General features: G+C 42.7%; 24 protein-coding genes and 1 pseudogene. 23 read left to right on the forward strand and 2 right to left on the reverse strand.

Annotation, left to right across the window (positions count from 1 at the left end; translation table 11 throughout):
* Positions 1-5 precede the first annotated feature (5 nt).
* The 7 genes from radA to RSK81_RS01210 all read left to right on the forward strand — a co-directional run bounded on the left by radA (position 6) and on the right by RSK81_RS01210 (position 6,169).
* A complete protein-coding gene (gene radA, locus RSK81_RS01180; protein ID WP_080555828.1) occupies positions 6-1,373 on the forward strand; it encodes a DNA repair protein RadA in 1,368 nt (455 codons plus the stop codon).
* Between the two features lie 115 nt (positions 1,374-1,488).
* Positions 1,489-2,205, forward strand: a complete 717-nt coding sequence (locus RSK81_RS01185) for a TIGR00266 family protein (RefSeq protein ID WP_315687139.1) — start codon at positions 1,489-1,491, stop codon at positions 2,203-2,205.
* Positions 2,206-2,318: 113 nt separating this feature from the next.
* Positions 2,319-3,014 (forward strand): TIGR00266 family protein, encoded by a 696-nt coding sequence (locus RSK81_RS01190; protein ID WP_002899169.1) that lies wholly within the window; start codon positions 2,319-2,321, stop codon positions 3,012-3,014.
* Positions 3,015-3,303: 289 nt separating this feature from the next.
* Positions 3,304-3,789 carry a GNAT family N-acetyltransferase gene (locus tag RSK81_RS01195; protein ID WP_002893940.1) on the forward strand — a complete coding sequence of 162 codons (486 nt, stop codon included), beginning with the start codon at positions 3,304-3,306 and terminating at the stop codon, positions 3,787-3,789.
* A gap of 163 nt (positions 3,790-3,952) precedes the next feature.
* Positions 3,953-4,450 carry a carbonic anhydrase gene (locus RSK81_RS01200; RefSeq protein WP_315687142.1) on the forward strand — a complete coding sequence of 166 codons (498 nt, stop codon included), beginning with the start codon at positions 3,953-3,955 and terminating at the stop codon, positions 4,448-4,450.
* Positions 4,451-4,547: 97 nt separating this feature from the next.
* Positions 4,548-5,414 carry an ABC transporter permease gene (locus RSK81_RS01205; RefSeq protein WP_315687145.1) on the forward strand — a complete coding sequence of 289 codons (867 nt, stop codon included), beginning with the start codon at positions 4,548-4,550 and terminating at the stop codon, positions 5,412-5,414.
* Positions 5,411-6,169 (forward strand): ABC transporter ATP-binding protein, encoded by a 759-nt coding sequence (locus RSK81_RS01210; protein ID WP_315687146.1) that lies wholly within the window; start codon positions 5,411-5,413, stop codon positions 6,167-6,169. Before RSK81_RS01205 ends, RSK81_RS01210 begins: the two co-directional genes overlap by 4 nt.
* Before the next feature lie 195 nt (positions 6,170-6,364).
* Here RSK81_RS01210 and RSK81_RS01215 read toward each other — a convergent pair whose 3' ends face one another.
* Positions 6,365-7,846 carry a M protein trans-acting positive regulator PRD domain-containing protein gene (locus RSK81_RS01215; protein WP_315687743.1) on the reverse strand — a complete coding sequence of 494 codons (1,482 nt, stop codon included), beginning with the start codon at positions 7,844-7,846 and terminating at the stop codon, positions 6,365-6,367.
* A 290-nt stretch (positions 7,847-8,136) separates the two neighbouring features.
* Between RSK81_RS01215 and RSK81_RS01220 the strand changes: the two genes are divergently transcribed.
* The 16 genes from RSK81_RS01220 (at position 8,137) to rpmH (ending at position 21,760) form a co-directional block, all read left to right on the forward strand.
* Positions 8,137-8,376 carry a GlsB/YeaQ/YmgE family stress response membrane protein gene (locus RSK81_RS01220; protein WP_002920347.1) on the forward strand — a complete coding sequence of 80 codons (240 nt, stop codon included), beginning with the start codon at positions 8,137-8,139 and terminating at the stop codon, positions 8,374-8,376.
* Between the two features lie 55 nt (positions 8,377-8,431).
* Positions 8,432-9,013 carry an alkaline shock response membrane anchor protein AmaP gene (gene amaP, locus RSK81_RS01225; RefSeq protein ID WP_311153926.1) on the forward strand — a complete coding sequence of 194 codons (582 nt, stop codon included), beginning with the start codon at positions 8,432-8,434 and terminating at the stop codon, positions 9,011-9,013.
* 11 nt (positions 9,014-9,024) lie between these two features.
* Positions 9,025-9,195 (forward strand): DUF2273 domain-containing protein, encoded by a 171-nt coding sequence (locus tag RSK81_RS01230; protein WP_002905455.1) that lies wholly within the window; start codon positions 9,025-9,027, stop codon positions 9,193-9,195.
* Between the two features lie 17 nt (positions 9,196-9,212).
* Positions 9,213-9,803 carry an Asp23/Gls24 family envelope stress response protein gene (locus RSK81_RS01235; protein ID WP_002902153.1) on the forward strand — a complete coding sequence of 197 codons (591 nt, stop codon included), beginning with the start codon at positions 9,213-9,215 and terminating at the stop codon, positions 9,801-9,803.
* A gap of 76 nt (positions 9,804-9,879) precedes the next feature.
* Positions 9,880-10,083 (forward strand): CsbD family protein, encoded by a 204-nt coding sequence (locus tag RSK81_RS01240; protein WP_002899152.1) that lies wholly within the window; start codon positions 9,880-9,882, stop codon positions 10,081-10,083.
* A 783-nt stretch (positions 10,084-10,866) separates the two neighbouring features.
* On the forward strand, positions 10,867-12,534 hold the full coding sequence (locus tag RSK81_RS01245) for a ribonuclease J (protein ID WP_268682386.1): 1,668 nt from the start codon (positions 10,867-10,869) through the stop codon (positions 12,532-12,534).
* Between the two features lie 74 nt (positions 12,535-12,608).
* The gene (locus tag RSK81_RS01250; RefSeq protein ID WP_049552858.1) at positions 12,609-13,388 is read left to right on the forward strand and encodes an alpha/beta hydrolase; all 780 of its coding nucleotides are present in this window, start codon (positions 12,609-12,611) and stop codon (positions 13,386-13,388) included.
* Between the two features lie 106 nt (positions 13,389-13,494).
* Positions 13,495-14,952, forward strand: coding sequence for a glutamate--tRNA ligase (gene gltX / locus RSK81_RS01255; RefSeq protein ID WP_049552859.1), 1,458 nt, complete (start codon positions 13,495-13,497; stop codon positions 14,950-14,952).
* Between the two features lie 89 nt (positions 14,953-15,041).
* A complete protein-coding gene (locus tag RSK81_RS01260; protein ID WP_049552860.1) occupies positions 15,042-15,677 on the forward strand; it encodes a DUF6287 domain-containing protein in 636 nt (211 codons plus the stop codon).
* 174 nt (positions 15,678-15,851) lie between these two features.
* A complete protein-coding gene (locus tag RSK81_RS01265; protein ID WP_268697475.1) occupies positions 15,852-17,051 on the forward strand; it encodes an argininosuccinate synthase in 1,200 nt (399 codons plus the stop codon).
* A gap of 15 nt (positions 17,052-17,066) precedes the next feature.
* Positions 17,067-18,452, forward strand: coding sequence for an argininosuccinate lyase (gene argH, locus RSK81_RS01270; protein ID WP_002907898.1), 1,386 nt, complete (start codon positions 17,067-17,069; stop codon positions 18,450-18,452).
* A 148-nt stretch (positions 18,453-18,600) separates the two neighbouring features.
* On the forward strand, positions 18,601-18,960 hold the full coding sequence (rnpA, locus tag RSK81_RS01275; RefSeq protein ID WP_315687151.1) for a ribonuclease P protein component: 360 nt from the start codon (positions 18,601-18,603) through the stop codon (positions 18,958-18,960).
* Positions 18,944-19,759: a YidC/Oxa1 family membrane protein insertase gene (locus tag RSK81_RS01280; RefSeq protein WP_315687153.1), complete on the forward strand. Its 816-nt coding sequence runs from the start codon at positions 18,944-18,946 to the stop codon at positions 19,757-19,759. The genes rnpA and RSK81_RS01280 overlap by 17 nt, the downstream gene beginning before the upstream one ends.
* Positions 19,760-19,780: 21 nt before the next feature.
* A complete protein-coding gene (jag, locus tag RSK81_RS01285; RefSeq protein WP_315687154.1) occupies positions 19,781-20,806 on the forward strand; it encodes an RNA-binding cell elongation regulator Jag/EloR in 1,026 nt (341 codons plus the stop codon).
* Positions 20,807-20,854: 48 nt separating this feature from the next.
* Complete coding sequence (locus RSK81_RS01290) at positions 20,855-21,487, forward strand: HI_0552 family protein (RefSeq protein WP_315687156.1); 633 nt, start codon at positions 20,855-20,857, stop codon at positions 21,485-21,487.
* A 138-nt stretch (positions 21,488-21,625) separates the two neighbouring features.
* Positions 21,626-21,760, forward strand: a complete 135-nt coding sequence (gene rpmH / locus RSK81_RS01295) for a 50S ribosomal protein L34 (protein ID WP_002893904.1) — start codon at positions 21,626-21,628, stop codon at positions 21,758-21,760.
* 61 nt (positions 21,761-21,821) lie between these two features.
* Here rpmH and RSK81_RS01300 read toward each other — a convergent pair.
* Positions 21,822-22,130, reverse strand: a pseudogene (locus tag RSK81_RS01300) (transcriptional regulator); the annotation flags it as partial.
* Positions 22,131-22,137 lie beyond the last annotated feature (7 nt).

The following is a 22,137-nucleotide window of genomic DNA, read 5'->3' on the forward strand; positions in this document are numbered from 1 at the left end:
GGAGAATCACCATCGTTAAGAAAAAAACGACCTTTGTCTGTCAAAATTGTGAATATCATTCGCCCAAGTACCTAGGCCGCTGTCCTAACTGTGGCTCTTGGTCTTCTTTCGTTGAGGAAGTAGAGGCTGCAGAGGTCAAGCATGCCCGTGTTTCCTTGACAGGCGAAAAGACCCGGCCCATGAAGCTGGCTGAGGTCACTTCGATTGATGTCAATCGGACCAAGACGGAAATGGATGAGTTCAACCGTGTGCTGGGTGGTGGAGTCGTGCCTGGCAGTCTGGTTCTGATTGGTGGAGATCCTGGTATCGGGAAGTCCACCCTGCTATTGCAGGTATCCACTCAGCTTTCTCATCAGGGCACCGTTCTCTATGTCAGCGGGGAGGAATCAGCTGAGCAGATTAAGCTGCGGGCGGAACGCCTCGGTGATATTGACAGTGAATTTTATCTCTACGCCGAGACCAATATGCAAAATATCCGCACAGAGATTGAAAAGATTAAGCCGGATTTTCTGATTATTGACTCCATTCAGACAGTTATGTCGCCGGAAATTTCCAGTGTCCAAGGCTCCGTCTCTCAAGTCCGAGAGGTGACAGCCGAGCTCATGCAGCTGGCCAAGACCAATAATATCGCGACCTTTATCGTTGGTCACATGACCAAGGAAGGAACCTTAGCTGGTCCTCGAACGCTAGAGCACATGGTGGATACCGTGCTTTATTTTGAGGGCGAACGTCAGCACACTTTCCGTATCTTGAGAGCAGTCAAGAACCGCTTTGGCTCAACCAATGAGATTGGTATTTTTGAGATGCAATCTGGCGGGCTAGTTGAGGTTGTCAATCCAAGTGAAGTCTTTCTGGAAGAGCGTCTGGACGGCGCGACAGGTTCATCTATCGTCGTGACTATGGAAGGAACGCGGCCGATTTTGGCAGAGGTGCAGGCTTTGGTGACACCGACCATGTTTGGCAATGCCAAGCGAACCACGACTGGACTGGACTTTAACCGAGCCAGCCTTATCATGGCGGTTCTGGAAAAACGGGCAGGGCTCCTCCTGCAAAATCAAGACGCCTACCTCAAATCAGCTGGTGGTGTCAAGCTAGATGAGCCAGCCATTGATTTGGCAGTAGCGGTCGCCATTGCTTCCAGCTACAAGGATCTGCCTACCAATCCTCAAGAGTGCTTTATCGGTGAAATTGGCCTGACTGGAGAAATTCGCCGGGTTAATCGCATCGAGCAGCGCATCAACGAAGCAGCAAAGCTGGGCTTCACTAAAGTCTACGTTCCTAAAAACTCTCTGAACGGCCTCAAAGTTCCAGACAATATCCAAGTCATTGGTGTGACGACGATTGGGGAAGTTTTAAAGAAGGTATTTTCTTGATTAAAGTAGTATTGCGAAAAGTTGTTGTGCGTGCTATAATATTGCTAGAAAAAAAGGATTTATCTGGAATTTCCTATAAGTTGTTTTTCCAGATTTTTTAGGAGGATAATCAACCATGGTAGATCATCGTATGAATGTTTCTATTACCAACAATGCTCAATTTCCCTTAGCGGAGATTGCCTTAGATGTATCAGAGTCTGTTCGTATTCAGACCGGGAGCATGATATACCACACTCCCAACGTTGTCTTGAATGCCAAAGTGAATGCAGAGTCTCAATCAATCTTTGGCAAGGCAATCCAAGCTGTGGGCCGTTCTATGGCTTCTGGCGAAGGAGTGTTTATCACTGAAGCAACTGCTCAATCAAATAACGGTCGTCTAGCCTTAGCACCTAATGTACCTGGTCAGATTGTTGCTCTGGAACTAGGTGAAAAGCAATACCGCCTTAATGATGGGGCTTTTCTGGCTATGGATGGCTCTGCCTCTTATACTTTGGAGACGCAGTCGGTAGGTCGAGCTCTCTTTGGTGGCCAAGGAGGCTTTTATGTGATGAGTACCCAAGGTCAGGGGACACTCTTGGTAAATTCCTTTGGCTCGATTCAAAAGGTAGAGCTGCATAATGATAGGATAACGATTGACAATGCCCACGTAGTAGCATGGAGCCGAGAGTTGGAATATGATATTCATTTAGAAAATGGTTTATGGCAGTCCATGGGGACTGGTGAAGGAGTGGTTAATACCTTCTATGGAACTGGGGAAATTTACATCCAAAGTCTCAATATTGAAACCTTTGCAAATGTTCTTCGCCCACACCTGCATATTGACAATTCTTGAAAATTTCTAGGAGAGACTCAGGCAGTCTCTTCTTTTTTGATGCTTGAGTTTTCCTTTGTCCAAAATATATGAAAATGTTATAATCAAGTCATAATAAGAAGGAGGCATTTCTTATGCGATTTTCTATGGACAGTAATATGCAGTTTCCCTTGGTTGAGTTGTCGCTCAATCAAGGAGAAACCGTCTTTATCCAGCGTGGTAGCATGGTCTACCACACGCCGAATGTGACCCTGAATACCCAGCTCAATGCCAGTGGTTCTGGCTTGGGACGTTTTGTCAAGGCTGTAGGGCGGTCAATGGTTTCTGGTGAAAGTACCTTTATTACTCAGGCTGTTGCCCAGTCTGATAATGGCTACCTTGCTTTGGCGCCAGATTCTCCTGGCCAAGTCATTCCTCTTCAGCTAGGCGAAAAGCAATATCGACTTAATGACGGCGCCTTTCTAGCTCTTGATGGTACGGCTTACTATACCATGGAGCGCCAGTCTGTTGGCAAGGCTCTCTTTGGCGGTCAAGGCGGTCTCTTCGTTATGACGACCCAAGGACAGGGCACTCTTTTGGCTAATGCCTTTGGATCTATTAAGAAAATTGAGCTTCATAACCAAGAAGTAACAATTGACAATGCCCATGTAGTAGCTTGGAGCCAGTCTTTGAACTACAATATTCATCTGGAAAATGGCTTCTGGCAGTCTATCGGAACGGGAGAAGGAGTGGTCAACACCTTCCAAGGTACTGGTGAAGTCTATGTGCAAAGTCTCAATCTTCAAACCTTTGCAGGCTCACTCAGCAAGTATATTCCAAGAAGCTCATAACAAATAAAACTAGGACAGAAAACCAGATTAGATGCTGGGTTTGACTGTCCTATTTTTTGTAACAAAGCCGAGAACTGACAAATAGTAGAAAAGATGGTAAGATAATATAAAATTATTTGAATATCAAAGTACCAGTAAGGGGAAAGAATGTCATATTTTGAAAACTTTATGAAGGCCAATCAAGCCTTGAAAAGGCAACGGCCGCCTTTATGATTTAGCTGTTAGCACCATCGGATGCGAACTCGTTCGTGGCATTTTTGGCGGATTAAAGAAACGTTAGGAGAATAAAGTGACAATTACTATAAAACCTTATCAGAAATTGGATAAAGAGGCTGTTTTAGAATTATCAATTCAAGCTTGGTCTCCAGTTTTTCCAAAAATGGAAAAAGGAGTTCCTAAGTTTGTTTATGATAATTTTTATCCTCAAGGGTGGGAAAAAAGGCAAATCAATGATCTAACAGCAGTCTTAAATGAAGAGAGTCAGTTTGCCTGGTTAGCTTTTCTGGAGGAAGAATTAGTCGGATGGATTCACATTCGCTTGCACCCTGAGGATAAGATGGGTGAGATTTATATCCTAGCTGTTGCTCCAAGATATCAGCGTCAAGGTATTGGAAAAGCGCTCATGACCTATGCTTGTGATCAGATTAAACAAAAAGGAATGGAAATGGTCATGGTTGAGACGGGTGGTGATCTAGGTCATGCACCGGCTCGTAAAACCTATGAGAACTTTGGTTTTGAACAATGGCCCGTTGCTCGCTACTTTAAGAAGTTATAACTCACGGCTCTTTGTCAACTGTAGTGGGTGATAAAAGCTAGCACAGAGAGCAGTTCATATAGGTTCTCTCTTTTTTGAAGTTAGGGAAGTTCTAAAGCCAAAACCTAGTATGATAAGGTTAATTCGTTTGAACATCAAATAATATAATTAGTCAGGAGTCAAAATGTCATATTTTGAAAACTTTATGAAGGCCAATAAAGCTTATGTAGATTTGCATGGGACAGCACATCTGCCGATCAAGCCCAAGACCAAGGTAGCAATCGTGACCTGCATGGACTCTAGGCTCCACGTGGCTCAGGCTCTAGGACTGGCACTAGGAGACGCCCATATCTTGCGCAATGCCGGCGGTCGGGTGACGGAGGACATGATTCGCTCGCTGGTTATTTCCCAGCAGCAGCTAGGAACGCGGGAAATCGTAGTTTTGCATCATACAGACTGCGGGGCACAGACCTTTAAGAATGAGGATTTTACGGCCTATCTTCATAAAGAGCTAGGTGTCGATGTCAGCGAACAGGACTTTTTGCCATTTACAGATGTAGAGGAAAGTGTGCGTGAGGATATGGCCTTGCTGCGGCAGTCGCCGCTGATCCCAGCTGATGTAAAAATCTCAGGTGCGGTTTATGATGTAGATACTGGTCGAATGACAGTTGTTGAGGAATAGTTGGGAAGTCAATTTCTTTGTCTGCGCATCAGCATTGAAATTGGCTCCTTTTTTATGTTAAAATAGAGAAACGATTTTAATTAGTTAGGATAATGTTATGATTCTTTCCATTATTTCTCAGGGATTGGTTTGGGCCGTCCTAGGTCTAGGTATTTTTATGACCTTCCGGATTCTGGGCTTTCCTGATATGACGACAGAAGGCTCCTTCCCCTTGGGCGGGGCGGTGGCTGTTACCTTGATTACCAAGGGAGTCAATCCTTTTCTAGCAACAGTAGCGGCTGTTTTAGCGGGCTGTGCTGCGGGTGCCGTGACAGGTCTACTCTATACAAAGGGGAAAATTCCGACCTTACTTTCTGGGATTTTGGTCATGACTTCCTGCCACTCCATCATGCTGATGTTGATGGGTCGTGCCAATCTGGGGCTTTTAGGCAGCAGTAAAATTCAGGATATTCTGCCCTTTTCAGGGGAAGTCAATGACCTCTTGACTGGTTTGATTTTTGTCAGTCTGGTGATTGCAGCCCTGCTCTTTTTCTTGGATACTAAGCTAGGGCAGGCTTATATCGCGACTGGAGATAATCCGGACATGGCTCGCAGTTTTGGGATCAATACTGGCCGCATGGAGTTGATGGGACTGATTCTATCAAACGGATTGATTGCTCTGGCTGGAGCGCTGATTGCCCAGCAGGAAGGCTATGCAGATGTTTCCCGCGGGATTGGAGTAATCGTAGTTGGTCTGGCCAGTCTTATCATTGGCGAGGTACTCTTCCAGAGTCTGACCTTGGCAGAGCGGCTGATTACCATTGTGGTTGGTGCGATTGCCTATCAGTTCTTGATCTGGGGTGTCATTGCTCTCGGCTTTAATACCAACTATCTCCGTCTCTACAGTGCGGTAATTCTGGCCGTCTGTCTCATGATTCCAACCCTGAAAAATAAATTCTTTAAAGGAGCCAAGTTAAGCAAATGACAGCGATTGTAGAATTAAGAAATGCAACCAAGCTTGTAAAGAGCGGCTTTGATGAAGAAAAAATCATCCTAAATGATGTTTCTTTAGACATTCACGAGCATGATTTTATTACAATTTTAGGTGGAAACGGTGCAGGAAAGTCAACCCTGTTCAATGTCATTGCCGGAACTCTCCCCCTAACCAGCGGCAGCATTCATATCTTGGGGGAAAATGTCACTCATTTTTCACCAGAAAAGCGGGCCAAGTACCTGTCCCGTGTCTTTCAGGATCCTAAGATGGGAACGGCTCCGCGGATGACAGTGGCGGAAAATCTTCTCATTGCCAAATTCCGAGGTGAAAAGCGTGGCTTGGTGCCCCGTGGGCTCAACAGTTATAGGGAAGAGTTTCAGGCGACGATTGAGAAAATCGGTAATGGTCTGGATAAGCATCTGGATACGCCGATTGAATTTCTCTCTGGCGGGCAAAGACAGGCTTTGAGCCTGCTCATGGCAACGCTCAAGCGACCAGAGCTTTTGCTTCTGGATGAGCATACTGCAGCACTGGATCCTAAGACCAGTGTAGCCTTGATGGAGCTGACCAATGAGTTTGTCAGTCGTGACCTCCTAACAGCCCTCATGATTACCCATCACATGGAGGATGCCCTCAAATACGGCAACCGACTAATCGTTATGAAAGATGGGCGGATTATTCAGGACTTAAACAAAGACGAGAAAGCCAAGATGACCATCGCGGATTATTATGGCTTGTTTGAATAGGCTTGCTCAGAGTTTTGTAAAAACAAGAGAAAGAATAGGTACTAAATAATGTACTACTTCACAAAATTAGACAAATAATAATCAAAAGGATTTAGTTCTCTGTTAAATAGGACTATGTCCTTTTTCTTCAAATTGCTCTCATAGATTAATAAAAACCGCTTGATTGCGGTTTTTTTGTTATCAAAATAGTCTAAATCACTCGTCTAATCGAATAAACATCATTGCGTTAAGTAAGGAGATGAGTGCGACCGTATTAATATTATTGGAATAGATCAGTCTCTTATTCTCAATGGGTGGAATAATAAAATTAGAAATGATGATATCGTAAGGTGATTCTTTTAAAGAATCAATTGATAGTTCTAATTTATTCCAAACTTCAAGTTCAAAATTGTTGCTGCAATAATAAGAAAGTGTCTCTGCTACTGATTTTGCATGATACTGATCAAAATTACTCATGACTAAAACCTTTAATTTAGGCTGATTTTGTAAAAGATTCAGCACTAAATGTTTGCTGTGAGTAATAAAAGTATAGGATAGATGGTTGACTTTCATTGGTGTGCTATGGATATCCAAAGTCTCTAGATAATGTTCAATCCCTTTTTTAATATCTGAAACAAATTGAGGGAAAATATTTTGAAAGTTCTTGATTGTATTCCCTTTTTGATCAAACAGAATAAATTCTGTAGATAGTTCCTGACGGTGCAGATGTGCTGTATTATGCAAATGCCAAATAAGATTGTCATTATTGTCTATTTTTAGATTATATTTGCTTTCTATCTGATCAATTAAATCACTTAATAATTGATACGAATTTTTTACATAGCTGTCTGTTTTTGCGCAGCTCATAAATAGATTTTCATCAATGAAAAACATTTTTTGAAAATAGGAGACAAATAGTTGGCCTATCACTTCTTTATTCAAAGAGATATGATATTCAGAATCAAAGCTCTCTACAATGTCTTCGATTCCTTCTGCCTGCATGAAAGATTCTAACAATTGATTGTTAAAAGAATCTTTCTCAACTTCCAAGAAATGACCAAACTTTATTCGATATAAATTTGTAACTAGGAGCAATTTTAACATTCTTTGAGTTGCGAAATTGACAGGAAATGCAGTTTCTTTATAGACCAGTGCTAACAGCTCACACAAAGGTTCTACTGAAAAATCTGTAAAGGGCCATTCAAGAAAATAATATTTTTCCGAAAAATATTGTGCAAAAAAATAACGGATATCAATCTCATCTCCAATAATCCGAGCAGGATTGAGACTAATTTTAAAATTATATTGTTTTTTTATAATTTTGTTAATATGACTGATTATACGATAGAGTGAGGAAGAGCTTATATAAAACTCTTTGCAAATACTCTCAGTTTCGTATCCTTCATTAAAGAAGATGAATTCTAAAATTGAAAAATGGGTTGAATGCTTAAAAAAATGGTGATAGACCATCTCAATATCACTATCATCGGTATTAATGATACGTATGCCATTAGTAGACGAGTGAAAAATCAATTCAGGAAACGCAGACTTGACATGAGATAAATCATCTTTTACTGAACGTTCTGTACAATTCAATAGTTCAGCCAACTCAGAAATATGAAACCAGCGTTTGTTTTTAAATAGTAGCTCTAATAGTTCTAATTGTCTGTGGCTCTTTTTAGACAGTAATTCTCGCATTAAAATATTATCTTTCTTTATATATTGTTTTATTATCAGGCAATTATACCATATTTTATGCATTTAACCTCGTCTAACAACTTTAAAATATATAAAAATGCTGATAAAAGCCTATAGAACAATGCATTCTCATTTTAACGTATCTATAGTGCAAATAAACGGGAAGAAAACCAAGTTGAATTATTATGTTTCCAAGTTGGAAAATTATATAATTATGTTAATCAAAAAATAATAGTAAAAAATATTATTAAACAATTTTGATTTAGAAAAAATTAGAAAGGAGAATCAATATGCTTTGGTCTATTATTGTTGGAGGAGTTATTGGTCTTATTGCTGGATCAATCACTAAAAAAGGCGGCTCAATGGGTGTTATTGCAAACGTTGTTGCAGGTTTAGTTGGTTCTGCTGTCGGTCAGTCACTTTTGGGAACTTGGGGTCCTAGTTTGGCTGGTATGGCCTTGCTTCCTTCTATCATTGGTGCAGTTATTGTAGTAGCTGTTGTATCATTTTTTGTAGGTAAAAATGCATAAATTGTCTTTTTACTTTCAAAATACAATTTAAAATTTAATGATGTGAGGATTCAATATGTCAAAATCAAGAAAAATACTTTCCCTTATTTTCTGTATTTTAATCTTGACAATTTTGATTCCTGTTTTGCTAGACTTTCATAAAGTCAGCGGTCTGGGGCTCCAGTTATTTAGCTGGAAGATATTCACTTGGAAGCAGATTCCTTTTGTGGGTTACTATCTTTCTAGGTATGTTTTCTGGGGCACTGTGGTTTTAGCAAGCTTAATCTTACTACTAATGTTAGTGATAGTTTTTTATCCTAAGAGACGTTTGGAAATTCAGCTAGCTGATGCGGATGGGAAACTGATGCTGAAAAATTCAGCCATTGAAGGGTTTGTTCGTAGTCTGTTAACAGAACACGGTTTAATTAAAGATCCTGCAGTTTCAGTAAATAGCCGTAAAAACAAATGCATGGTTTCTGTTAAAGGGGCAATCGTTCCTTCGGAAAACATCATCAAGAGAAGTCAGTTGATTCAAGAAGAAATTGCGTCTGGATTGACAGAATTCTTCGGAATCAATCATAATGTCAAGCTTAGAATCTCTGTCTCAGACTTCAAGCCAAAAGAAGCGGCTAAAAAAACTACTAGTCGTGTAAAGTAAGGAAGTAAAAAATGGAATGGTTTAAAAAATATCAATATCCAATCTTGTCTGGATTAGCAGGCATTATTCTAGCGTGTTTTATCCTATCCTTTGGCTTCTTTAAGACTCTATTTGTCTTGATTTGCGCTACTCTAGGGGCAGGAATCGGATATTATATTCAAAAAAATAATATATTTAAATAAAAATAAAGGAGTTTAATATGTCAAATAAAGATGTTAAAGATGTTGCTAAAAAAGAAGTTGCTCAAGCAGCTCACGAAGTAAAAGGTGAATTGACTTATGATGATAAGGTCATTCAAAAAATTATCGGTCTCTCTTTAGAGAAAGTTTCAGGTTTGCTGGCTGTTGACGGTGGCTTCTTCTCTAACATAAAAGATAAATTGGTCAACTCTGACAATGTCACTCATGGTGTCAATGTTGAAGTTGGTAAAGAACAAGTAGCTGTTGACCTGAATGTGGTTGCAGAATATCAAAAGAATGTTCCAGCTTTATACAAAGAAATCAAGAAAGTCGTTGCAGAAGAAGTTTCTAAGATGACTGATTTGGAAGTTGTTGAAGTAAATGTCAATGTTGTTGATATTAAAACAAAAGAACAACACGAAGCGGATTCAGTAAGCCTTCAAGACCGAGTGACAGATGTTGCTGAATCAACAGGTGAATTTGCTTCAGAGCAATTCGAAAAAGCAAAATCTGGCATTAGCGGTGGCTTCTCAGCTGTTCAAGAAAAAGTTGGCGATGGTGTAGAGGCTGTTAAAGACGCTGCATCAAATGAAAAAGCTCGCGTTCGTTAATTCTCTAGCTGAGATTAGGAATTCTTATATTCTTTCATTGCTTTAAAAATTGAAACTAATAACGGAGGTATCAATTATGTCTACAGAAGAAAAATTCAACCAAGCTAAAGGTTCTGTTAAAGAAGGCCTTGGCAAATTAACTGGTGATAAAAAAACAGAAAAAGAAGGAGCTGCTGAAAAAGTAGTTTCTAAAGTTAAAGAAGTTGCAGTAGATGCCAAAGATGCTGTTGAAGGCGCAATCGAAGGCGTTAAAAACATGGTTAAAAAAGACGATAAATAAAACCAATAGTTGATTTTCCTTATAAAAAGTCTTTGTTAGCTATAGTCACTGATAAAAATTATCTAGAGTTTAAAGGAGATCATTTTAAGGTCTCCTTTCTTTTTTTGCTTGACTTCTTTTTAGCTAAAAAGTTTTTTAATTTCTTGGTTGTAAACGCTTGCAAAAAATAAAATAGAGTACTATAATAGAACTATGGAAATAAAAAGAAAGGAAGCCAAATTCATTCGCTTTAAAGTTTACTTTGTTGGTATAGTTGTTTGTGATACATAAGTAGTTGCTTTACTTGACATATTGGTTGAATTGTCAGACAGGCCTGCTTAGCTTGCCTGATTGTAACGATAGTATAGAAAGTAGAAGCTTTTAGATGGTTTTCAAACTTCGAGAATTCAATCAATAGTCCTTTATTATGTTATAGAGATTTCCAATGCTAAGATAAAAAGAAAATCATTAGCGGTTGAAGGAATTAAAAGTTTATAAAAAATAATAAAAACAATAAATCAAAAAATTGTTATTCAGTTACACCTTGGATGAACTGATTGCTCTCATATCAGCGAAGTAAACCAGACCTCTAGCCGAGTAAAGCTAGAGGTCGTTTTTTGTAGCCAAGGGAGCTAAGAAGGCACACTTGACTTTGAAAAAACATGAAAAAATGCTATAATAGGTTGGATATGCAAACCTAAGGTTTGCAAGACTGTAATTCGACTTGGCTAGCCAAGGACCGTTAGTAATAAAATAAAGAATCTTTGATAAAAGTGAGATTCTGAAAATTGAATAGGAGAAAAAATGAGCAAGAGCAATATTAAACTGATTGCTTTGGGCGGCGTACGTGAAAATGGGAAAAACCTCTACGTTGCCGAAGTGGATGATTCCATTTTTGTATTGGATGTTGGGCTGAAGTACCCAGAAAATGAGCAGTTGGGTGTGGATTATGTCGTTCCCAACATGGACTATTTGTTTGAAAACAAGGAGCGGATTGCGGGTGTCTTTCTGACGCACGGGCACGCGGATGCGATTGGTGCTCTGCCTAATCTTTTGGCAGATGCTAAGGTGCCGGTTTTCGGATCAGAGTTGACGATTGAGCTGGCCAAGCTTTTTGTTAAAAATAACGATGCGGTTAAGAAGTTCAATGATTTCCATGTGATTGATGAAAATACTGAGATTGAATTTGGCAAAACAGTGGTTTCCTTCTTCCGGACGACTCACTCGATTCCTGAGAGTTTGGGAGTTGTCATCAAGACCAGAAAAGGCAGTATCGTTTATACAGGTGATTTCAAGTTTGACCAGTCTGCCAGCCCGTCCTACGCGACAGACTTTGGCCGTCTGGCTGAGATTGGCCGCGAGGGTGTTCTGGCCTTGCTCAGTGATTCAGCCAATGCGGACAGTAGTGTTCAGGTGGCTAGTGAGAGCGAGGTTGGCAAGGAAATCGAAGATACGATTGCTGACTGGGACGGCCGTGTGATTGTTGCGGCGGTTGCCAGCAACTTGTCTCGTATCCAGCAGGTTTTTGATGCAGCGGCAGAGACTGGCCGCCGAGTAGTTTTGACAGGCTTTGATGTTGAAAACATCGTTCGTACGGCTATCCGCCTCAAGAAGTTATCCTTGGTGGACGAACGACTTTTGATCAAGCCCAAGGAAATGTCTAAGTTTGAAGATCATGAGCTGATTATCTTGGAGACTGGCCGGATGGGTGAGCCTATCAATGGTCTGCGCAAGATGTCAATCGGCCGTCACCGCTATGTGGAAATCAAGGAAGGCGATTTGATTTACATCGTAACGACGCCGTCAATTGCCAAGGAAGCGGTCGTGGCTCGCGTGGAAAATATGATTTATCAGGCTGGGGGCATTGTCAAGCTGATTACCCAAAACCTGCGGGTTTCAGGTCATGGAAATGCGCGTGATTTGCAGCTCATGATTAACCTGCTGCAGCCTAAGTACCTCTTCCCGATTCAGGGTGAGTACCGCGGACTGGATGCTCATGCCAAGGCTGCCATGGAAGTTGGCATGCTGCCTGAAAATATCTTCATTCCTAAGCGGGGCAGCATCATGGAATACGACCATGGTGATTTTGTGCCGGCTGGTGCAGTATCAGCTGGAGATGTCATGATTGATGGGAATGCGATTGGTGACGTGGGTAATATTGTCCTGCGCGACCGCAAGGTCTTGTCTGAAGACGGTATTTTCATCGTGGCACTCACGGTTAACCGTAAGGAAAAGAAAATCATTTCCAAGGCTAAAGTACACACCCGTGGATTTGTCTATGTCAAGAAGAGCAGAGATATTTTGCGCGAAAGCTCTGACATTATCAATAAAACCGTGGAAGACTATCTGGCGCAGGATAGCTTTGACTGGGGTGAGCTGAAGGGTGCTGTCCGTGACAGTCTGGCCAAATATCTCTTTGACCAAACCAAGCGTCGCCCAGCTATTTTGCCGGTTGTTATGGAAGTGCGGTAAAAATCTGAACACAAATACAAGAAAAGTCGGGCTTCGGCTTTTTCTTGTCAGGAAGATACGAAGGAGAAATGCGAATGGCAGTGATGAAAATAGAGTATTATTCTGAGGCTTTGGAGATGGAATGGGGTGTCAATGTCCTCTATCCCGATGCAGCTCGTGTGGACGAGCCGGATGATAAGGACATTCCTGTTTTGTACCTGCTTCATGGTATGAACGGGAATCACAATAGCTGGCTCAAGCGCTCAAATATTGAGCGTCTGGTTCGCTCGACCAACTTGATTGTTGTCATGCCTAATACCAGCAATGGCTGGTACACCGATACTCAGTATGGTTTTAACTATTACGAAGCCATCGCTGAGGAGCTACCTCGGGTGCTCAAGCGCTTTTTCCCAAATATGTCAGATAAGCGGGAGAAGAATTTTATCGCTGGTCTTTCCATGGGCGGATATGGAGCCTTTAAGCTGGCTCTCAAGTCTAACCGTTTTTCATACGCAGCTAGTCTTTCTGGCGCTTTGAGTTTTCTTGATGCTCGTCCAGACAATGCAGAAATGGCAACGCCAGCTTATTGGCGAGGAGTTTTTGGAGACTATAAAGACTGGACCAGCAGCCCTCATTCGCTGGAAAGTATAGCCAAGCAATCTGATAAAAAGACCAAGCTTTGGGCTTGGTGTGGCGAAGAGGATTTTCTCTACAAGGCCAATCAGGAGGCAGTGAAAAACCTGCAAGACTTGGGCTTGGAGATTACTTACAGCCACAGTCCAGGTAAGCATGAGTGGTATTACTGGGAAAAGCAGCTGGAGAATGTGCTGGCCTGGCTTCCTATCGACTTCCAGCTGGAAGAGCGCCTGTCGTAAAAATAGACTGTAAAGTCGTATTCTGCCCTCAGAGTATGATATAATGATTACGTTTGAAAATCGGAGTGGGAATGATTCCCCGAAATACAAATAGGAGAATGGAACTTTGACAAAAGCGATTCGAGTGCGTTATGCACCAAGTCCGACTGGACTTTTACACATCGGAAATGCGCGGACTGCGCTCTTTAACTATCTCTATGCTCGTCACTATGGTGGAACCTTCATTATCCGTATCGAGGATACAGACCGCAAGCGCCATGTAGAAGACGGAGAACGCTCACAGCTTGAAAACTTACGCTGGCTGGGTATTGACTGGGATGAAAGTCCTGAGACTCACGAAAACTACCGCCAGTCTGAGCGCTTGGATATTTACCAAAAATATGTCAATGAACTCTTGGACAAGGGCTTGGCTTACAAGTCCTATGTGACTGAGGAAGAATTAGCGGCTGAACGCGAACGTCAGGAAGCAGCTGGTGAAACACCTCGTTATATCAATGAGTTTCTAGGCATGTCTGAGGAAGAAAAGGCAGCCTATATCGCTAAGCGCGAAGCAGCGGGCATCATTCCGACGGTTCGTCTGGCTGTCAATGAAGCTGGTGTCTACAAGTGGACGGACATGGTCAAGGGCGAAATTGAGTTTGAAGGCGGCAATATCGGTGGTGACTGGGTTATCCAGAAGAAAGACGGCTACCCAACCTACAACTTTGCTGTGGTTATTGATGACCATCTGATGGAAATCTCACACGTTATTCGTGGAGATGACCATATTGCTAACACACCTAAGCAGCTCATGGTTTATGAAGCTCTAGGCTGGGAAGCTCCAGAATTTGGGCACATGACCCTGATTATCAACTCTGAAACAGGCAAGAAGCTGTCCAAGCGCGATACCAATACCTTGCAGTTTATCGAGGATTATCGCAAGAAGGGCTACCTGCCAGAAGCAGTCTTTAACTTTATTGCACTGCTGGGCTGGAATCCTGGCGGTGAGCATGAGATTTTCTCTCGCCAAGAATTGATCGAGCTTTTTGATGAAAAACGTCTCAGCAAGTCTCCAGCTGCTTTTGACCAGAAGAAGCTGGACTGGATGAACAACGAATACATCAAGAATGCGGATTTTGACACAATTTTCGCTCTAGCTAAGCCATATTTGGAAGAAGCGGGCCGTTTGACCGATAAGGCAGAAAAGCTTGTAGAGCTCTACAAACCACAAATGAAGTCTGTAGATGAAATTGTGCCGCTGACAGACCTCTTCTTTGCGGACTTCCCAGAGTTGACAGATGCGGAGCGTGAGGTCATGGCTGGTGAAACGGTACCGACCGTGTTGACAGCTTTCAAGGAAAAGCTAGAAGCTATGTCGGATGCAGATTTTGTGACAGAAAACATCTTCCCTCAAATCAAGGCTGTCCAAAAAGAGACAGGAATCAAGGGCAAAAACCTCTTTATGCCGATTCGGATTGCCGTTTCGGGTGAAATGCATGGACCAGAACTGCCAGATACGATTTACCTATTAGGCCGTGAAAAATCCATCCAGCATATCGAAAACATGCTGAATCAAATTCAATAAGACAAACCAGCTTGAAAGCTGGTTTTTACTTTGCAAATTTTTGTTTTTATGTCACAATTGTAATAAGAAAATACCTTAAGGAGAGAGAAATGAAAAAATGGATCATTATCTTGATTGGAGGATTACTAGCCTTACTCGTGCTAGTAACCTGTAATCAAAAGAAAGAGCAAACGACTCCAGCTTCCAACAATTCTAAAGTAAGTTCGCCTAGCTCTGCATCTTCTAAAAAGTCTGAAAGAGAGAGCAATTCGAGCGAACTTTCTGGCGACGCAGATAGTCAGGAAACTTCTGATACAGGCTCTAAGCAGAATTCGGAAACTGAAGCTGAAAAGTCTGCCAAGGAAGCTAGCAAAGGAGAGAAAGAGACGGCACCAACTTCTAGTTTGGATATGAAGGCTATTGCTTCTGGAGATTTTTCCAGCATGATTGGTACTTGGCAGGATGCCAAAGGGAACAGTTATACATTCGATGCGTCTGGTATCGAGTCAGATGTTGCCAAGCTTGAGACAGGAGATTACTCTGGGCCGGAAGAAAATGGGATTTACCGAGTAGGGATTCGTTGGAAAAACCAAACCGGTGCTGCCTTTCTTATAATTCCAGCAGGAAAGAGTCTGCCAGCTGGGGAGACTGTCAATGGGACCGATCCGACTGATACCAGTCAAGATCGTTTCATCATCACCCAGAGCGTTTCTGAACATCCCGATGTTTTTTACCGCGTAAAATAAGGAGTCTTGACGGACTCTTTTTTCTTATTTTGAGTACAGTATATAATATATTGATTTTGAATAAAAATTGATAAAACGCTTTTATTTTAATAAATATTAAAATTTCTCTTGACATTCGCATTTTCATACAGTAGAATGTTTAAAAATAAAATGTAGAAGGATAGAGGTAATCATATGGTTAAAGAGAAAGTCATTTTAGCATATTCCGGCGGCTTGGACACTTCGGTGGCCATTACTTGGCTGAACAAGGATTATGATGTGATCGCGGTCTGTATGGACGTAGGTGAAGGAAATGATTTGGATTTCATTCATGACAAGGCGCTGAAAGTTGGTGCTATCGAATCACATGTTATTGATGTTAAAGACGAGTTTGCGGAAGACTACGTCTTGGTTGCTCTGCAAGGACACACCTTCTACGAACGAAAATATCCTCTAGTGTCCGCTCTGAGCCGACCTTTGATTTCTAAGAAATTGGTTGAAATTGCCCACAAGACGGGGGCGACAACCATTGCCCATGGCTGTACGGGAAAAGGAAACGATCAGGTTCGTTTTGAAGTTGCTATCGCCTCCTTGGATCCCAGTCTCAAGGTCATCGCTCCGGTTCGGGAGTGGAAATGGTCTCGGGAAGAAGAAATTAATTACGCCAAAGCTAATGGTGTGCCAATTCCTGCAGATCTGGATAGTCCTTACTCAGTCGACCAAAACCTTTGGGGACGGGCCAATGAGTGTGGTGTCTTGGAAAATCCTTGGAATGAAGCACCGGAAGATGCCTATGATTTGACGGTTGCACCAGAAGCAGCGCCAGACAGCCCAGTCTATGTAAATATTGACTTTGAGGCAGGTGTACCAGTTGCTTTAGATGGTAAAAAGATGAAGCTGGCGGACTTGATTCTTGAGCTGAATGACCTAGCTGGACAGCACGGTGTTGGCCGGATTGACCATGTGGAAAATCGTCTGGTAGGGATTAAGTCTCGGGAAATCTATGAATGCCCTGGGGCGGTGACTCTCTTGGCTGCCCACAAGGAAATCGAGGATCTGACTCTAGTCAGAGAACTGGCCCATTTCAAGCCGATTATCGAAAATGAACTGTCTAATCTCATCTACAATGGTCTCTGGTTTAATCCAGCGACAGAAGCTCTGATTGCCTACCTTAAGTCCACCCAGCAGGTGGTCAATGGCACAGCTAAGGTGAAGCTTTATAAGGGGTCTGCGACAGTTGTAGCGCGTAAGTCTAATAATTCTCTCTACGATGAGAGTCTGGCTACCTATACTAGTGCAGATACCTTTGACCAGGATGCCGCGATTGGCTTTATCAAGCTATGGGGGCTTCCATCTAAGGTTCACGCAGAGGTTCAGGCTCACAAAGACAAATAGAAAGGGGCTTTTCCTATGGCAAATCATAAACTGTGGGGCGGACGTTTTGAAGCCTCTCTCGAAGGCTGGGTAGAGGAGTTTGGTGCCAGCATTGGCTTTGACTATCGTCTGGCTCCTTATGATCTGCAGGGCAGTCTGGCCCATGTCAAAATGTTGGGGCAGACAGGAATCATTGCTCCAGAGGAAGCGGCTGCTATTCAGGCAGGCTTAGAAAAGCTGTTAGCACGTTATGAGGCTGGAGAGCTTGAGTTTGATGTGCGTAATGAAGATATTCATATGAATATGGAGGCTCTTCTGACCGAGGAGATTGGGCCAGTGGCTGGTAAGCTTCATACGGCTCGCTCTCGTAATGACCAGGTGGCGACAGATATGCACCTTTATCTCAAGGATCAGCTCGGTCAGATTGCGGATAAACTCTTGAATCTGCGTCAGGTGCTATTGGACTTGGCAGAAGAGCATGTAGAGACCATCATGCCAGGCTATACCCATCTGCAACATGCCCAGCCGATTAGCTTTGCTCATCATCTGCTGGCCTATTATCAGATGTTCAGCCGGGATAGTCAGCGCTTTGCCTTTAATCTGGAGCATACGGATTTGTCTCCTTTAGGAGCAGCAGCTCTGGCGGGGACAACGTTTCCTATTGACAGGGAGCTGACGGCTGATTTATTGGGCTTCAAAGGTATTTACCACAATTCCTTGGATGCGGTAAGTGATCGAGACTTTATCTTGGAGTTTCTATCTAACAGCAGCATTCTCATCATGCATCTGTCTCGTCTCTGCGAGGAGCTGATTAACTGGTGCAGCTATGAATATGGCTTTGTCAGTCTGTCAGACACCTTTAGTACAGGATCATCCATTATGCCGCAAAAGAAAAATCCGGACATGGCGGAGCTGATTCGGGGTAAGAGCGGCCGGGTCTATGGCCATCTCTTCAGTCTTCTGACGGTTATGAAATCCCTGCCCTTGGCCTATAACAAGGACCTGCAGGAAGACAAGGAAGGCATGTTCGATACAGTAGATACTATCCAAAAATCGCTGGATATTATGGCGGGTATGCTGTCTAGTATGACAGTCAATAAGGAAAAAATGCTGGTTTCAACCCAGCAAGACTTCTCCAATGCGACAGAATTGGCTGACTATCTGGCCAAGAAAGGACTGCCTTTCCGGGAAGCCCATGAGATTGTCGGAAAGTTGGTGCTGGAATGCAGCAAGGCAGGCTATTATCTACAGGATATCCCGCTGAGCCGTTATCAGGAAGTGTCGTCTCTGATTGAGGAAGATATTTATCAAGTTCTTGAGTCGCAGACTGCTGTACAGAAGCGGAATTCCCTTGGCGGGACAGGATTTGCACAGATCCGTCAGGAGTTGGAAAGAGCGAAGAAACAGCTGAAAAAGGGATAAGATATAGGGAACGCCGCAAAGAAATTGCGGTGTTTTTTAAGTGAATCAACCTTTTAAATATTTGCAAAACCGGCGTCATAGCAGGACTTATTGGCATTTTCGAAAAATATGGTATAATAGATATAATTTTGGTGGATGGAGTTGAGTTTTGAGAAAAAACTATCGCGTCAAGAGCGAAAAAGATTTTAATGCGATTTTTAAAAGTGGACAGAGTTTTGCTAATCGAAAATTTGTCGTTTACATGTTAGAAAAAGAGCAAAAGCATTTTCGGGTTGGAATTTCGGTCAGTAAAAAGCTGGGGAATGCAGTAGTTCGTAATCGTATTAAAAGAAAAATCCGCCATGTCTTGATGCAGCATCAAAAACAGTTAGTCCAGGCAGACTTCGTGGTTATCGCTCGCAAAGGGGTAGAAGAGCTGGACTACCTCCAAGTTGAACAAAATTTATTGCATGTATTAAAAATTGCTAAACTTTATCAGGAAGGATTCATTTGTGAAACAGAAAAGTAAATTAGGGATTTTGCTGGTTGCCTCGCTGCTCTTTCTCACAGCCTGCGGAACCAGTCAAGTAACGGCCGATTCAAATGGCTTCTGGGAGAAGCTGGTCTATTTCTTTGCCGACACCATTCGTTTTCTATCCTTTGGTGGAAGCAAGGGGATTGGGATTATTCTCTTTACCTTGATTATCCGGACAGTTCTCCTGCCGGTCTTCCAATTCCAGACGACTTCTTCGCGCAAGCTGCAGGAAGTGCAGCCGCATATCAAGCGCCTGCAGGAAAAGTATCCTGGTAAGGATATGGAGAGCAGAACAGCCTTGGCTGAGGAAACTCAAAAGCTCTACAAAGAAAAGGGTGTCAATCCTTATGCCTCATTCATTCCGCTCTTTATCCAGATGCCAGTGCTCTTGGCTCTGTTTCAAGCCCTGACTCGGGTTGACTTTATGAAAACAGGTCACTTCCTCTGGCTCAATCTAGGAGCGACAGATCCGACCTTTATTCTTCCGCTGTTGGCAGCTCTCTTCACTTTCTTCAGTACTTGGCTTTCAAACAAGGCCTTGCCTGAGAGAAATGGCGGGATGACAGTCATGATGTACCTGATGCCAGTTGTGATTTTCTTTTTTGCCCTCTATGCAGCGAGTGGGGTGGCCCTCTACTGGGCGGTCTCAAATGCTTATCAGGTGGTTCAGACCTTACTGCTGAGCAATCCTTTTAAAATCATTGCCGAGCGGGAAGCCAAGGAACGGTCAGAGCGTCAATTAGAACAGAAAAAGAAACGTGCCCTGAAAAAAGCACAGAAAAAGAAAAAGTAAGTAAGAAGGAGGACTCTTGCAATGGTTATTTTTACAGGAGCAAGTGTTGAAGAAGCCATTCAAAATGGTTTGAAAACGTTGGATATTCCACGTATGAGAGCGCATATCACTGTTATTTCACGTGAGAAAAAAGGCTTTTTAGGCTTGTTTGGCAAGAAGCCAGCTCAGGTGGATGTCGAGCCTATTGCTGAGACGACAGTTGTCAAGGCCAATCAAAAGGCTGTAAAAGGTGTTCCCGAAGAGATTAATGCTCAGAATGAGCCTGTGCAGTCTGTCAGTGAAGCAACGGTTGATTTGGGCCGTGTGGTAGCTGCCATCAAGAAGGTCGAAGGAGAAGGCGAAGTTATCTCAGATGAGGTCAAGGCTGAAATTCTCAAAAATGACAAGCAAGCCAATACGATTTTAGAAGAGACTGGCACTATTGATCTTCTCAAGACCAACCAAGCTATTGATGAGGCAGTTGCTCAAGCAGAAGCGGACGATAGCAAGGTTATCTCTTTTGAACAAGCGGCTAAAGACAAGGCTGAGCCGACAGAAACAGAAGAAAGCTCTTTTGCTGACTTAGGCATCCAAGTTGAAGCAGACTACGATATTGAAGAAGTGGTTGACAACGTAACGAACTATGTTCAGAAAATTGTTGATGAGATGGATGTTGAAGCGGGCATTTCCAGCAGCCACAACCGCCGAGCTATCAACATGCAGATTGATACCAATGAACCGGGGCGCGTGATTGGCTACCACGGAAAAGTCTTGAAAGCTCTGCAGCTATTGGCGCAAAACTATCTTTATAACCAATATTCTAAGAGCTTCTATATTTCCATTAATGTCAATGACTATGTTGAGCATCGGGCAGAAGTGCTGCAAAGCTATGCGCAGAAACTGGCTCAGCGGGCTTTGGAAGACCGACGTGGTCAGCACACAGACCCTATGTCTAACAGCGAGCGCAAAATTATCCACCGCATCATCTCTCGCATCGATGGCGTGACTAGCTATTCCGAAGGCGACGAGCCTAACCGCTATGTCGTTGTGGATATTGACAGCGAATAAAAAGAAAGCCAGCAGAGATGCTGGTTTTTGCATATAGAAAGGATTTTTATGTCACTTTTTCCAGCTATTGAAACTTATCTGCCTCATCAAGGGGCTAAGTATATATCTCCAGACAAGGCAGGGCAGCTGCGTGAGTCTATGTTGGAGTTGAGAGCTAAGGGCCAGGCGGCACGTAAGGAGTTTGCGGATTTGGTCAAGGATTTTCAGAGCCTCTATCCTAAGCTGACCTTGGAGCGAACCAGCCAGTGGATGAATCAGGCACAGATACTGCGGCCCCATTTTTGGAATTATCTTAAAGGCTATGGAGAAATCACAGAACCGATGTTTGCTCTGCGCTTGTATGGGACTGCAGAAGATTTTGGAGTGTCACTAGAGGTGAGCTTTATGGAGCGTAAGAAAGATGAGAACAGCCTCAACAAGCAAAATCGGGTACTGAATCTGCCTATTCAGTCGCCAGCTTACTATTTTGCCCAGATTGATGGTGTGAGTCAGCGCTTTGAAGGTACTGAGGAAAATCGCCAGTTCCTTACTCAGCAGCTGGCAGTCGGTCAGGTTCGTAAGGTCTTAGTCAAATACGATATTCCCCTTTCTCAGACTGCTTCAAGAGAGCAAGTGCTGTCCCAGCTGCAGGAGGCCATGACAGCCTTGATTCCCTTTTATGAAGCGACTCGGGTTATATGATTACGTTTACAAAGAGAAAGTTATTTAAGTAAGTATTGACAAAAGCCCCGGAATCATATAGAATAGTAAAGTATGTTTAGTAACTGATCACAACTAGCCGGCTAAACGAATACAAGAATCTAAGAGGAGGTATTCATCGTGAAACGTACTTATCAACCAAGTAAAATCCGTCGTGCGCGTAAACATGGTTTCCGCCATCGTATGTCAACTAAAAACGGTCGTCGTGTATTGGCAGCTCGCCGTCGTAAAGGACGCAAAGTTTTGGCTGCTTAATCCAAACGATTAATCAAGAAACCAGCGGAGACTCGAGACCGCTGGTTTTTTTGTCTTAAATTTATGGGTGAAATTCAATAGACTGGCAAAAAAGTTCCTCTTTTTGGCCAGTGTCTTTATTTATGACTTCTGCATACCAATCCCCTTTGTATCTAGATAGTTTGATAAATTGAACCTGAAGAGATTGCTGTTCATACTTAATTGGAAAAAATTCTCCCTGCCCGTGCAATAAAATATCAAGAATGATTCGCAACTGAGAGTTGTTGATTGTTTTCCTGACTTCTGGTTGAAGAATTTTCTCAATTTTTGTGATCTTGCTTAACTGCTGTTCGGAAATCGAGTTTTCAAATTTTTCCTTTGAATGAGAAAGGTAAGCA

It is taken from the genome of Streptococcus sp. DTU_2020_1000888_1_SI_GRL_NUU_041A (genome assembly GCF_032387735.1).
GTDB lineage: Bacteria > Bacillota > Bacilli > Lactobacillales > Streptococcaceae > Streptococcus > Streptococcus sanguinis.